At 65.1% G+C, this 13,057-nt stretch carries 10 protein-coding genes; 2 read left to right on the forward strand and 8 right to left on the reverse strand.

From position 1 onward, the window contains the following. Positions 1–136: 136 nt before the first annotated feature. Positions 137–1,375, reverse strand: a complete 1,239-nt coding sequence (locus DFR67_RS23730; RefSeq protein WP_110471960.1) for an aminotransferase family protein — start codon at positions 1,373–1,375, stop codon at positions 137–139. A gap of 81 nt (positions 1,376–1,456) precedes the next feature. Between DFR67_RS23730 and hrpA the strand changes: the two genes are divergently transcribed. After that, positions 1,457–5,314 carry an ATP-dependent RNA helicase HrpA gene (gene hrpA, locus DFR67_RS23735; RefSeq protein ID WP_110471961.1) on the forward strand — a complete coding sequence of 1,286 codons (3,858 nt, stop codon included), beginning with the start codon at positions 1,457–1,459 and terminating at the stop codon, positions 5,312–5,314. A 22-nt stretch (positions 5,315–5,336) separates the two neighbouring features. Here the strand turns inward: hrpA and nrdR are convergent, their stop codons facing one another. Next, the gene (gene nrdR / locus DFR67_RS23740) at positions 5,337–5,786 is read right to left on the reverse strand and encodes a transcriptional regulator NrdR (RefSeq protein ID WP_110472049.1); all 450 of its coding nucleotides are present in this window, start codon (positions 5,784–5,786) and stop codon (positions 5,337–5,339) included. A 95-nt stretch (positions 5,787–5,881) separates the two neighbouring features. Continuing rightward, positions 5,882–6,391 carry a LysM peptidoglycan-binding domain-containing protein gene (locus tag DFR67_RS23745; RefSeq protein WP_110471962.1) on the reverse strand — a complete coding sequence of 170 codons (510 nt, stop codon included), beginning with the start codon at positions 6,389–6,391 and terminating at the stop codon, positions 5,882–5,884. Positions 6,392–6,620: 229 nt separating this feature from the next. On the opposite strand from DFR67_RS23745, the gene lexA reads away from it, so the two are divergent. Further along, entirely contained in the window at positions 6,621–7,358 is a 738-nt protein-coding gene (gene lexA, locus DFR67_RS23750; protein ID WP_170135274.1) for a transcriptional repressor LexA, read from the forward strand. A 78-nt stretch (positions 7,359–7,436) separates the two neighbouring features. Here the strand turns inward: lexA and DFR67_RS23755 are convergent, their stop codons facing one another. The 5 genes from DFR67_RS23755 to DFR67_RS23775 form a co-directional block, all read right to left on the reverse strand. After that, positions 7,437–8,579 carry an acyl-CoA dehydrogenase family protein gene (locus DFR67_RS23755; protein WP_110471963.1) on the reverse strand — a complete coding sequence of 381 codons (1,143 nt, stop codon included), beginning with the start codon at positions 8,577–8,579 and terminating at the stop codon, positions 7,437–7,439. A 104-nt stretch (positions 8,580–8,683) separates the two neighbouring features. Continuing rightward, positions 8,684–10,159 carry a GTPase HflX gene (hflX, locus tag DFR67_RS23760; protein ID WP_110471964.1) on the reverse strand — a complete coding sequence of 492 codons (1,476 nt, stop codon included), beginning with the start codon at positions 10,157–10,159 and terminating at the stop codon, positions 8,684–8,686. A gap of 45 nt (positions 10,160–10,204) precedes the next feature. Continuing rightward, entirely contained in the window at positions 10,205–11,128 is a 924-nt protein-coding gene (gene dapF / locus DFR67_RS23765) for a diaminopimelate epimerase (protein ID WP_110471965.1), read from the reverse strand. A 134-nt stretch (positions 11,129–11,262) separates the two neighbouring features. Continuing rightward, positions 11,263–12,186, reverse strand: coding sequence for a tRNA (adenosine(37)-N6)-dimethylallyltransferase MiaA (gene miaA, locus DFR67_RS23770; protein WP_110471966.1), 924 nt, complete (start codon positions 12,184–12,186; stop codon positions 11,263–11,265). Beyond that, positions 12,168–12,908 carry a class III extradiol ring-cleavage dioxygenase family protein gene (locus tag DFR67_RS23775; protein WP_245938119.1) on the reverse strand — a complete coding sequence of 247 codons (741 nt, stop codon included), beginning with the start codon at positions 12,906–12,908 and terminating at the stop codon, positions 12,168–12,170. Before DFR67_RS23775 ends, miaA begins: the two co-directional genes overlap by 19 nt. Positions 12,909–13,057: the final 149 nt, after the last annotated feature.

Genomic DNA, 13,057 nt, shown 5'->3' on the forward strand with positions numbered 1-13,057 from the left:
GATCAGCATGGATGTACGACTTGGCCACACCAGAATTCTTGCATCAAACCCGCCGAATCGCGGGCGTTACCGCCCGCGATTCGGCAACAGCCTCTCCAACAGGTGGGTTTGACTGTTACGGGTGGGTTTGTTCGGGCTAGCTCAAGGCGTCAGAAATGCGCTCGGCGAGTTCGGCCACCTGAACCGCAGTCATCACGAATGCCGGCGAGATCTGCAGCGCGCCTTGACCTGCTGCCCTCCCACTGACCCCGTGACGGCGCAGTGCCGCGATCGTCGCCGGCGCCGTGGCCGGGTCCGCGAGCTGAACTGCACTCACCGCACCGAGACCACTGCGCACTTCGCTGACCGCAGGTAGATCCGTCAGTGGCGCCAGTGCCACATGCAGGTCTGATTCCAGACGCGCGGCCTCCTCGAGCAGCCCTTCGGACTCGATGATGTCCAGGTTCGCCATGGCTGCAGCCGCAGCGCCCGCGTGCCCGCCATAGGTGTACCCGTGCCGCCACCACACCCCGCCCGCATAGAACGGCTCTGCGATGTGGGGCGCGATGAACACCGCGCCCATCGGCACGTAACCCGACGTCAGACCTTTCGCGGTGGCGATCATGTCCGGCTGCAGATCGAAACGCGTGGAGGCGAACCACGATCCACCGATGCGTCCGAATCCGGTGACCACCTCGTCGGCGACGAAGAGCACGTCGTTGTCGCGACAGATCTGACGAACCTCTGCCAGGTATCCCTTCGGTGGCAGATAGATGCCGCCCGCCCCGATGATCGGTTCACAGAAGAACGCGGCGATGTTGTCGGCGCCGATCCGTTCGATCAAGCCGAGCAGGCTCTTCGCATCGTCCCAATCGACCGTCGCCGCGTCGGTCATCAGCTCGCCGTAGTTCTCGCGGTTGGGTGGCAGACCCGACAGGGCCGTGCCGCCCACGTGCATGCCGTGGTAAGCCTTCGTACGCCCGACGACTATCTTCTTGTCGGGTTTGCCCTGCTCGTGCCAGTAGCGCCGCGCCAGTTTCACCGCGGAGTCGATCGAATCGCTGCCACCGGATGTGAAGAAGACCTTGCTTCCCGGGATGGGAGCAAGGCCCGAGAGACGGTCTGCGAGCGCCGCCGTCACGTCCGAGGTGATATCGCCGAAGCCCGAGTAATGGGCGAGAGTGCTCAGCTGCCGGGCGACCGCGTCGGCGATCTGGGTGCGACCGTGGCCCACGTTCGTGAACCACAGTCCCGCGGTGGCATCGAGGTACTTGTTGCCCGCGGTGTCCCAGATGTGTACGCCCTCACCCTTGGCGACCACGAATGGTCCGGTGGCGCTCACCGCACCCATGTCGGCGAAACCGTGCCAGAGACCGGCGGAAGTCGATGCAGTCATGCGCTACATCATGCCTGCAGCACTCCGCGGCGCACCAGCCCGGGCGCAGGCCCTGCGCCGCAGGACTATCATGGAATCGATATGTCGACCGCGCCGAACGAGTCCAACAAGACAGCCGACCAGGCGCCCGGACGACGCAGGCGCCGCCCCGATCAACGTCGCGGAAACCGGCCACGGCTGTCCCCGGCGGAGATCGGGCGCCGCCGCGCCCTGGTCCCCACCGTCACCTATCCTCCCGAACTGCCGGTCTCTGCCGCCCGCGAGGAGATCGCCGCAGCGATCTCGGAGCACCAGGTGATCGTGGTCGCGGGCGAGACCGGGTCCGGTAAGACGACCCAGCTCCCGAAGATCTGTCTCGAACTCGGCCGGGGTGTATCCGGACGTATCGGCCACACCCAGCCGCGGCGACTCGCGGCCCGGTCGGTGGCCGAGAGGATTGCCGAGGAAACCGGCACCGAGCTCGGTGAATTGATCGGCTACTCGGTGCGATTCACGGACAAGGCCGGCGACGACACGCTTGTCAAGGTCATGACCGACGGCATCCTGCTGCGCGAGTTGTCTCGCGATCGCCAGCTCCTCGAGTACGACACCCTCATCATCGACGAGGCACATGAGCGCAGCCTCAACATCGACTTCATCCTCGGCTACCTCAAGCAGCTTCTCCCGAGGCGTCCGGATCTGAAGGTGATAATCACCTCGGCCACCATCGAACCCGGGCGGTTCGCGGAGCACTTTGCCACCGACGGCGCCCCGGTTCCGATCATCGAGGTGTCGGGCCGGACCTATCCGGTCGAAGTTCGTTACCGGCCGTTGACAGTGGAGGACGAGGACGAGGCGGATCTGGACCAACTGCAGGCGATCGGCTCCGCAGTCGACGAACTGTTCCGACAAGGCCCCGGCGATATCCTGGTCTTCCTTCCCACCGAGCGTGAGATCACCGACACCGCTGCCTCACTGAAACATCTCGAAGCCCGCGGTGTCGAGGTCATACCTCTGTTCGCGCGACTGTCCGCCGCCGACCAGCATCGGGTGTTCTCAGCGCACCGCGGCCGCAGAATCGTCCTGTCCACGAACGTGGCGGAGACGTCACTGACGGTCCCAGGCATCCACTACGTGATCGATGCCGGCACCGCCCGGATCTCGCGCTATTCGACGCGCACCAAAGTGCAACGGCTGCCGATCGAACCGATCTCTCAGGCCAGCGCGCGGCAACGGGCCGGACGCTGTGGGCGAGTGGCGGCAGGTGTGTGCATCCGCCTCTACAGCGAGGACGACTTCAATGCGCGTCCGGAGTACACCGAACCCGAGATCCTGCGAACCAATCTCGCCGCGGTGATCCTGACCATGACCTCGCTCGGGCTCGGCGACGTCGGACGCTTTCCGTTCGTACAGCCACCCGATCCCAAGGCAATACGAGACGGGCAGCAACTGCTCGAGGAACTGGGCGCACTCGCCGCCCCTACGCCCGACACCCCGGTTCGGCGACTGACGCCGATCGGGAAGTCGTTGTCGCGCATTCCTGTTGATCCACGACTCGCCCGTATGCTCGTCGAGGCCGAGACACAGGGCGCCCTCGGGCCGATGCTGGTGATCACCGCCGCGTTGTCACTGCCTGACGTCCGCGAACGCCCGGCCGACCACCGCCAGACCGCCGACGAGTCGCACAAACGCTTTGCCGTGCCGGGGTCGGAGTTCCTGACCCTGCTCAATCTCTGGGTGTACCTGGAAGACCTACGTAAAGAACTCTCCTCCAATCAATTCCGCAAACGATGCAGCCGCGAGTTCCTCCACGGCCTCCGCATCCGGGAATGGCGGGATCTGCATTCACAGCTCGTTCGGATCGCGCGTGATCTCGGGTGGACGGTGCCCGGCGCCGTCACCGCACCAGAGGCAGAAACGCCTGCAGCGGTCGCAATACACCAATCGGTGCTCTCGGGCCTGCTCAGTCAGATCGGCGTCCGGGAGGGCGACACCAAGGAGTTCCTGGGGTCGCGCGGGACCAAGTTCATGATCTTCCCCGGGTCTCACATGTCCAACAAACCACCACGCTTCGTGATGGCGGCCGAGATCGTCGAGACCTCGCGGCTGTGGGCGCGCACCGTCGCCCGGATCGAACCCGAATGGGCCGAACGACTCGCCTCCGATCTCGTCAAACGCCAGTACAGCGAGCCACACTGGTCTGGAAAACACTCGGCTGCAATGGCATACGAGCGGGTGACGCTCTACGGGGTGCCGTTGGTCACGCAGCGTCGAGTCAACTACGGCTCAATCGACCCCGAAGCCGCAAGGGAACTGTTCATCCGCCACGCGCTTGTCGAAGGCGATTGGCGCACGCAGCACCCGTTCTTTCATCGCAACCGCGCGCTGCTCGAGGACGCGGAGGAGTCGGTGCACCGGGTGCGCCGTACCGATGTCATCGTCGACGACGACACACTCTTCGCCTTCTACGATCAACACGTGGGACCCGATGTGGTGTCGGGTAGGCATTTCGACACCTGGTGGAAGACTGTCCGCAAACGCACTCCCAACCTGCTCGATCTGAATCCCGCCGACCTGGTCGCCGCCGACGCCGGAAGCGATCCCACCGGATTCCCTGACCGGTGGCGCCAGGGCGACACCAGCTACGACCTGCGTTATCGCTTCGAACCCGGTACGGCCGATGACGGTGTCACCGTTCTGATACCGCTGTCACTTCTCGTTCGCGCCCGTCCGTCGGGTTTCGACTGGCTGGTGCCAGGGATGCGCTTGGAGCTGATCACCGAACTCCTGCGGACGCTGCCGAAAACGCTACGGCGGCAGGTCGGTCCGGCGCCTGACCTCGCAGCGACGATCTTGGCGTCCGTGACCCCGCGGGCTCGGCCGCTGACCGAGTCGGTCGCGGAGCAAGTACGTGACCGCACCGGGGTGCCCGTCGCCGCGGCAGACTTACGCGTATCCGCGCTACCTGCCCATCTCCGTATGACCTTCGCAGCCACCGACGCCGGCGGAAACGTCCTGGCGACGTCGAAGTCGCTCCGGGAGTTGCAAGATCAGCTCGCCGCACGAGCTCGGGCGGCGCTCGAAAGCGAAGCGGCCGCCGCGGCCGTTCCGGTGGCGACCACGTGGACCGCAGACACCTTCGGTGACATTCAACGCACTGTCAGCGCCGTGGTCGCGGGCCAGGAGATCACCAGCTATCCCGCACTGGTTCGCCGCGGCAAGGGTTTCACCGTGGTAGCGGCCCCGACGGAATCCGAGCAAGCAGCGAACATGTACCTCGCGATCGTCGATCTGCTCATCGCCGGTCTGCCCACCCTCCGGCAATCCGCGACCACCGCCCTGAGTACCGCCCACCGACTCGCCCTCAGTCAGAGTCCCTACCCCACCACCGCTGCACTGCTCGCCGACTGCGTGCGCGGTGCCGTCGTCGATCTCGTGCCCCAGCAGCCGAACGTGTGGACCGCCGCTGAGTTCGCAGCGCTCAGAACACGTGTCACCGGCCAGGTGAACCGTCGCTCCATCGAGAAACTCAATCAGGCCGCGGAGATCCTCTCGCGCGTGGCCCCGCTGCGGCGCGTCATCGATACGACCCCCGTGACGTCCGCCGCGGACGACGTCCGCGAACAGCTCGGTGAATTGGTGTTCGACGGCTTCATCTCAGCGACCAGCGCGAGTGCGCTGCATGAGATTCCTCGCTATCTCGACGCCGCCATCTCACGACTCGAGCAGCTGCCGGCCAGCGCTGCACGTGATGCACAGGCCATGGACGCGATCGACAGGGTGATCGCAGCGTGGGCCGCCCACGTGCGTACCGTCCCTCAGGCTCGACGCGACGCCGTCAACGAGCAGGCAGGCTGGATGGTGGAGGAACTCCGGGTAGGGCTGTTCGCACAGCAACTCGGAACTGCCTACCCCGTGTCAGAAAAGCGCGTGACGAAGGCAATCAAAGCCCTCAAGTGATTTCGGGCGGCGGCCAAGCCCGTCAGGGTTTGGCGGCCCGCAGGTCGTCGATCTCTTTCTGGAAATCGTCGACCGAATCGAACGACCGGTACACCGAGGCAAATCGCAGATAGGCAACTTCGTCGAGGTCGCGCAGCGGACCGAGAATGGCCAGGCCGACCTCGTTGCTCGGAACCTCCGCCGAACCGGTGGCTCGTACGGCTTCCTCTACCTGTTGCGCGAGCTGCTGTAGCTTCGCATCGTCGACGGCACGACCCTGACACGCCCGGCGCACTCCTCGCATCACCTTCTCGCGACTGAAGGGTTCGGTGACCCCGGTGCGTTTCACGACGGCCAGAACTGCACTTTCGACTGTCGTGAACCGGCGGCCGCACTGCGAACACGAGCGACGGCGCCTGATGGCCTGCCCCTCGTCCGCCACCCGCGAATCGACCACGCGGGTGTCGTCGTTCTTGCAAAACGGGCAATGCATGCGGGGTTCCTCGACTGTCAGCGGCCCAGGCATGGTGACCGGGCACTCTGCCGTCGAGGATACCGCCCAGGCGACTGGCTGCGGCAGCACTGCGGCTACCGCGCGTACACCGGGGTGAGCAACGACTGCCCGACGGACAGCGCCGAGTTGTTCATCCCGTTCAGCTCCATGATCTTGTCGACCACCGCCGCAGTGGGCATCTCGGGTGCGACCCGAGATGCGATGTCGCCCAGCGACTCTCCGGACTGCACGTGAACCACTGCAGTTCCGGTGTCGACCGGGTTCGCGGATTGCTCCATCACGCCACCGAAAAACATCATGAAGACCACCAGCAGCATCAAGCCCACACCCGCAACCGCGGCCGCCGCCCATGCACGGCGGCGCGCGTACACACTCCCCCGAGCGGGGGCCATCCGCTGGGCGGCGTTGTCCGACTCACCGCATGAGACCGCAGTACGACGGTCCACGCCGTGCCGGCGATCCGCCGGGCGGCTCGTGTCAGCAGGCCGGATCGGGCGAACGGTGCGCGTACCGACACCGGAGTTGTCGAGTCGACGAACGGGCCGAGACATCGCCGGCCGGCTGATGGTGGTGGCTGCAGTCATGGGTTCGATCCTCAGTTCACTCGGAGACCGAAGCCAGGGCGGACGACCGCTCGGTTTCGATCACTCGTTCGATTGAACGAATGTTCGAGTTGTATCACGGAGGTCCGACACGCGCCACGCCCGCTCGAACAAATGTTTGAGACTTGTGACATTTTCCATTACCGTGAGGCGCATAAGCCAAGGACGTACCCACCCCGACCAGGCCGCGCACCACGAAATGGAGGCCCTGATGGCCGAAGCAACAGATTCCCCTGATTCGCAAGAGTCCGACACCCTGCAAGATTCTGGTGCGACCGCCGTGGTCAGCACAGAACCTCTCGCAGAGGGTTCGCTGACGCCGCGCCAGAAAGCCGTGCTCGAAGTCATCAGGGCTTCGGTACGCGAGCGGGGCTACCCGCCGAGCATCCGCGAGATCGGCGATGCCGTCGGTCTCACCTCGACGTCGTCGGTCGCCCATCAGCTGCGCACCCTCGAACGCAAGGGCTTCCTACAGCGCGAGAACAACCGACCGCGCGCGGTCAACGTGCAGGACACCGACCTCAATCCGGCAACTGCCGCAGGTCAGGTCCAGATTCCGGACGAGTCCCTACCGACCCCCACATTCGTCCCCGTACTCGGTCGGATCGCCGCCGGCGGACCCATCCTCGCGGAGGAAGCCGTCGAGGACGTGTTCCCGCTACCCAAGGAACTCGTCGGTGAGGGCTCGCTGTTCCTTCTCAAGGTCGTGGGTGAGTCCATGATCGATGCCGCCATCTGCGACGGTGACTGGGTTGTCGTCCGGCAACAGAACGTCGCGGACAACGGAGACATCGTCGCCGCCATGATCGAGGGCGAAGCGACGGTCAAGACGTTCAAACGCACCAAGGACGCCGTCTGGCTGATGCCCCACAACCCGGTGTTCGATCCCATTCCCGGCAACGACGCCGTGATTCTCGGCAAAGTCGTCACAGTGATGCGGCGGCTCTGAAACGTCTGCTCGACACAAACAAGCGGGGTGTACCGGTGATCCGGTACACCCCGCTTGGTGTTGGTCTCGTCCGAAGGGTCAGATGCCCAGGCTGCGACCGATCACTTCCTTCATGATCTCGGTGGTGCCACCGTAGATCGTCTGCACCCGCGAATCGACGAATGCCTTCGCGACCGAGTACTCACGCATGTATCCGTAGCCGCCGTGGAGCTGTAGGCAGCGATCGATCAGCTGCACCTGATTCTCGGTGGCGTAATACTTGGCCATCGCCGCGTCCGGAACCGTCAGCTTCTTCTCGTTGAGCAGGCCGATGCAGTGATCGACGAACACGCGAGTGGTGGCGGTCGACGTCGCGAGCTCGGCCAGCAGAAAGCGCGAGTTCTGGAAGTTGCCGATCGACCGACCGAACGCCTTCCGGTCCTTCGCGTACTGCACCGTGGTCTCGAGGACAGCTTCCATCGCAGCGGCAGCAACGACCGCGATCGACAAGCGCTCGCGGGGTAGGTTCTGCATCAGATAGATGAAGCCGAGGCCCTCTTCACCGAGCAGGTTCTCTGCCGGGACGCGGACATTGTCGAAGCTCAACTCCGCGGTGTCCTGCGCCTTCATCCCGAGCTTGTCGAGGTTACGACCGCGTTCGAAGCCTTCCATTCCACGCTCGACGACGAGCAGGCTGAAGCCCTTCGCGCCGGCTTCGGGATCGGTGCGCGCGACAACGATCACGAGGTCGGCATTGATGCCGTTGGTGATGAAGGTCTTCGACCCGTTGAGGACCCAGTGATCCCCGTCCTTCTTGGCGTTGGTCTTGATGCCCTGCAGGTCGGAACCGGTGCCCGGCTCGGTCATGGCGATCGCGGTGATCAGCTCACCGGAGGTGAAGCCCGGCAGCCAGCGAGCCTTCTGCTCGTCGTTGGTCAGTTCGAGCAGGTACGGCGCGATCACATCGTTGTGCAGCGGAAAGCCGAGTCCGCTGTAGCCACCGCGGGCGGACTCCTCGGCAACGATGGCGTTGTAACGGAAGTCCTGCACTCCGCCGCCGCCGAACTCTTCCGGGGCATCGACGGCCAAGAAGCCGTTTTTGCCGGCTTCGATCCACACATCGCGGTCGACGATGTTCTGCTCCTCCCAGCGATCGTGGTTCGGGGCCACGTGCTGGTCGAGGAAGCTGCGGTACGAATCGCGGAAAAGTAGGTGTTCGGGCTCGAACAACGTGCGTTCCATCAGCAGATCTCCGTTACTAAGGGGGCATTACAGGCGAAAAGACAACGCCTCGGTTCCCATTAACTGTAACTGGATTCTACATCTTGCCCAAACGCGGGCGGGCGTCACTGTTCGGCGGCCTCCGGGATCGCCAGGGTCGCCAACTGTCGCGCCAGACCCGAGGGGACGGTCGCGGTGATGGCCGTGCCGTGTGCACCGTGTCGCTCGGTCAGCACATCGCCTTCGGCGTGGATCCGTGACACGAGGTCGCCCCGGGAGTACGGCACCCGCACGCTGACATGGACATCATGACGGGCGATCGCCTCGCGGATGGCGACGAACAACTCTTCGATACCCTCCCCCGTCACCGTCGAGATGAACACCGCGTTGGGGAACAGACCCCGAAGCTGAGCGAGCACCAGCGGGTCGGCCACATCGATCTTGTTGATGACCAGGATCTCGGGCGGCGCCGCCGCCTTCTCCTCTGAGACCACCTGCTCGATCACGGTCCGCACGGCCGAGATCTGGTCGGTGGGAATCGGATCGGACCCATCGACGATGTGCAGCAGCAGATCCGCGTCGGCAACCTCTTCCAGCGTGGACCGGAAAGCTTCGACGAGCTGTGTCGGCAGATGCCGAACGAAGCCGACCGTGTCGGTGATGACGAGTTCTCTGCCGTCCTCGAGAGTCATCCGACGTGTGGTCGGATCGAGCGTCGCGAACAGTGCGTTGTGCACAAGGACACCCGAGCCGGTCATCCTGTTGATGAGACTCGATTTACCCGCGTTGGTATATCCCACGATGGTCACCGATTGGGCGATCGCCTGTTTGCGCTTGCTGCGCTTGGTGTTCCGGGAGGTCTTCATCTCCCGGATCTCGCGCCGCAATTTGGCGGTACGTTCGCGAATCCGACGGCGGTCGGTCTCGATCTTCGTCTCACCAGGTCCGCGCAGTCCGACACCGCCGTTGCTGCCCGCCCGGCCGCCTGCCTGCCGCGACATCGACTCACCCCAGCCGCGCAGTCGCGGCAACATGTACTCCATCTGTGCCAATGCCACCTGGGCCTTGCCCTCGCGCGACGTGGCGTGCTGGGCAAAGATGTCCAAGATCAAGGCCGTGCGGTCGATGACCTTCACCTTCACGACCTTCTCCAGCGCGGTGAGCTGCGCGGGGGTCAGTTCACCATCGCAGATCACGGTATCGGCGCCCGTGGCCAGGACGATCTCACGAAGCTCGTGGGCCTTGCCGGAGCCGATATAGGTCGCCGGGTCGGGTTTGTCGCGGCGTTGGATCAGGCCCTCGAGTACCTCTGAGCCGGCGGTCTCGGCCAGTGCGGCGAGCTCCGCCATGCTGGAGTCGGCTTGCGCGGTGGTGCTGCCCTGAGTCCAAACACCGACCAATACGACCCGTTCGAGCCGCAACTGCCGGTACTCGACCTCGGTGACGTCGGTCAGCTCTGTCGACAGCCCACCGACACGCTGCAGAGAACTACGTTCGTCGAGTTGCAGCTCACCGGTTGTCGGGATGTGCTGTTCGCGTTCGACACGCGCCTCGTCGGTATTTTCTTGAGTCCCGCTCTGCGGGTTGTTGTCTTCGGTCATGAGATGACCATCGTGACATTGCGATGTACTTGCTGCATACCGGTTTTAAAGCCACCCTTCGTTGAGCATGCCCGCGCCGACCAGAATGGACGGGCCGCGTAGTTCACTGTCGTTGTCTCTTATCGTCACCGTGATCCGGCCCCCGGGAACCGCGACGATGATGGCCCCGGTGTTTCGGCCGATCGAGCGCAGCGCGGCCGCAGCGGCCGCGACGGTTCCGGTTCCACAGCTGCGCGTCTCCCCCACACCGCGCTCGTGCACCCGCATCTGCACCTCGCCCGTGACCCCATCGACGGTGGACGGTGTCGGTGCGGTGATCAACTCGATGTTGACGCCCGCCGGAAAATCGCCGGTGTCGTAGGTGATCGGCGCCGTGAGATCGATGTCGTCCAAGGTTTCCGCGGTCATACTTTCAACAACGCAGGCCAGGTGCGGATTCCCGACGTCCACCGCGACCCCCGCATAGGTGGTGCCGCCGATGGTCGCCTTGCTGTCAGAACCGAACACCACCTTGCCCATCGACACACTGACCTCCGCGTGTGTCCCGTTGCGCGCGTGCACCACCACCGGCCGCGCACCCGCGCGCGATCCGACGACGAAATCGTTGCCGGCGACCAGATCGTGGGCTGCGAGGTAGTGGGCGAACACCCGAACCCCGTTGCCGCACATCTCCGCGATGGAACCGTCACCGTTGCGGTAGTCCATGAACCAATCGTTGTCGTCGATGCCGTCGGGCACCGTCGCGAGCACCCCCGCGTCGCGGAGTGCGCCCGCTGTGGCCACCCGCAACACCCCATCGGCGCCGATCCCGCGTTGCCGGTCGCAGAGCGCGGAGACGAACTCGGGAGTCAGGTCCAACGCCACACCGGGGTCGGGCAGCAACACGAAGTCGTTCTGGGTTCCATGACCCTTCACGAAATCGACATGCGCACCTTCCTGCACCCGAACCCCGCCCGTCTCCCCCACCATAGGTCGAGCTCCGCTACGCTCCGTCTCCCCCACCACAGGTCGAGCTCCGCTACGCTCCGTCTCCCCCACCACAGGTCGAGCTCCGCTACGCTCCGTCTCCGACATCAGACAAACAATACGCCCTCTACCGGGCACTACCCGGGCGCTCGGCCCGCCGCGAGCAAAGCCTGACGGACCACATCGGGAGCCGAGGCGTCGAGCCACCGAACTCGCGGGTCGCGGCGAAACCAGGAGCGCTGCCTGCGCACATACCTGCGAGTTCCGATGAAGGTCAGTTCCTCGGCGCGCGCGAGATCGTAATCACCGTCCACCACGGCGATCGCCTGGGCATAGCCGATCGCTCGGGCGGCGGTGACCCCGTCTCGCAACCCGATGTCGAGCAAGGCCCGGACCTCGTCCACCAGACCTTGCGAGAACATGGCCGAGGTACGGCGAGCAATCCGATCGTCGAGATCGACGGTGTCCCGGTCCAGCGCAATGATCGTCGTATCCCACCGCGGTTCGCCGATCGTCGGTGCCGACGCGGCAAAGGGCCTACCGGTGATCTCGACGACCTCGAGCGCTCGGACGATGCGGCGACCGTCGGTGTCGAGGATGTGGAGCGCGGCCTCGCGATCGACCTCGGCGAGGAGTCGGTGCAATGCCGCCGGCCCGACGTGCGCGAGCTGCTCCTCGTATCGGGCCCTGACCTCGGGGTCGGTTGCAGGGAACTGCCAGTCGTCGAGCAATGCCTGGATGTACATCATCGATCCACCGACGATCACCGGGGTGCGGCCTGCGGCCAGGATGCTCTCGACATCAGCGCGCGCCGCCTCCTGGTATCGCGCGACAGTTGCCGTCTCGGTCACCTCGAGCACATCGATCTGGTGATGGCGGACTTCACGTCGCTCGCCGACCGGCGTCTTCGCCGTCCCGATGTCCATGCCTCGGTACTGCTGCATCGCGTCCACGTTCACGATGTCGCCCCCGAGGTCGCTCGCCAACTCCAGTGCCAGGTCTGACTTCCCACTGGCCGTGGGCCCGATGACAGCAATCGGCTTCAGCACCGCACGTCCCATCGGGCGACCACATAGCCGACACCGAACGGCGCCGCGGCGACCAGTAAGCGACCGTCCAGCGCAGCCCTGTCCACTCCGGCACCTGCCACTGCGCCGGCCACCAGTTGCCATACCGCGCGACCGGAGACTCCCAGAGCCGTACATGCCTGTTCGTCGAGGGCCGCGAGCGCCGCGAGATCAGCCGACCCCAGCGCGTTGTCGATCACCGTTTGCAACGCGGCCGCGCCGGCCTGCTCGCCTCCCGGGGCCTTCGGCCCGAGAGTGGTCGCCCCATCGGCGACCACCAGCAACCCGACCGGTTCGTCTGTTGACGCCAGCGCCGCCCCCAGGACACGACCGAGTTCGGCACTGTCGGCAGCCGAGGTCTGGGCATCGACCAGGGTCACCGTCAACTGCGGCCGCGGGTCGACCGCACCGACCAGCCAGCCGGCCAACAGAACGGAGGTCGGCATCGACGGATCGGGATCGCCCGGCGTCTGCGGATCGATCTCGACCTCGAGTCCGGCACCGAAACCCACAAAGGTGCCCCGCGCCGCCACCGGAACAGCCGGATCGCCGATTCCGACGACGACCCAGCGGGACGCCTGCGCGGCCAACTGATCACAAACCGCATGGGCGGCATCGCGGATGGGGAGTATCTCGGCAACGCCGGGACCTGACAGCTCGGGCACCAAAACCGGTGCGCTGGGGACGAATGCAGCGGCGACCAACACTTGCGCCACGGTAGCCGACTCTCGTCTCGGGGTACCGCGCTGCGCAATCCGAACCACCCCATTGTCGATGAGTGTCCACACCCACGGCCGTGACCTGCTTCAATGAGAGGGGCGATGGGCGCCACACCGGCATCAGCGCCGGCAGACGAACGCAACTG

Source organism: Williamsia limnetica, from assembly GCF_003217475.1.
Classification (GTDB): Bacteria; Actinomycetota; Actinomycetes; order Mycobacteriales; family Mycobacteriaceae; genus Williamsia; species Williamsia limnetica.

Excerpts from the sequence above, each read along its gene's own strand:
- DFR67_RS23730 (WP_110471960.1), bottom strand. The coding sequence starts at position 1,375 with ATGACTGCATCGACTTCCGCCGGTCTCTGGCACGGTTTCGCCGACATG.
- hrpA (WP_110471961.1), top strand. The coding sequence starts at position 1,457 with ATGTCGACCGCGCCGAACGAGTCCAACAAGACAGCCGACCAGGCGCCC.
- nrdR (WP_110472049.1), bottom strand. The coding sequence starts at position 5,786 with ATGCATTGCCCGTTTTGCAAGAACGACGACACCCGCGTGGTCGATTCG.
- DFR67_RS23745 (WP_110471962.1), bottom strand. The coding sequence starts at position 6,391 with ATGACTGCAGCCACCACCATCAGCCGGCCGGCGATGTCTCGGCCCGTT.
- lexA (WP_170135274.1), top strand. The coding sequence starts at position 6,621 with ATGGCCGAAGCAACAGATTCCCCTGATTCGCAAGAGTCCGACACCCTG.
- DFR67_RS23755 (WP_110471963.1), bottom strand. The coding sequence starts at position 8,579 with ATGGAACGCACGTTGTTCGAGCCCGAACACCTACTTTTCCGCGATTCG.
- hflX (WP_110471964.1), bottom strand. The coding sequence starts at position 10,159 with ATGACCGAAGACAACAACCCGCAGAGCGGGACTCAAGAAAATACCGAC.
- dapF (WP_110471965.1), bottom strand. The coding sequence starts at position 11,128 with ATGGTGGGGGAGACGGGCGGGGTTCGGGTGCAGGAAGGTGCGCATGTC.
- miaA (WP_110471966.1), bottom strand. The coding sequence starts at position 12,186 with ATGGGACGTGCGGTGCTGAAGCCGATTGCTGTCATCGGGCCCACGGCC.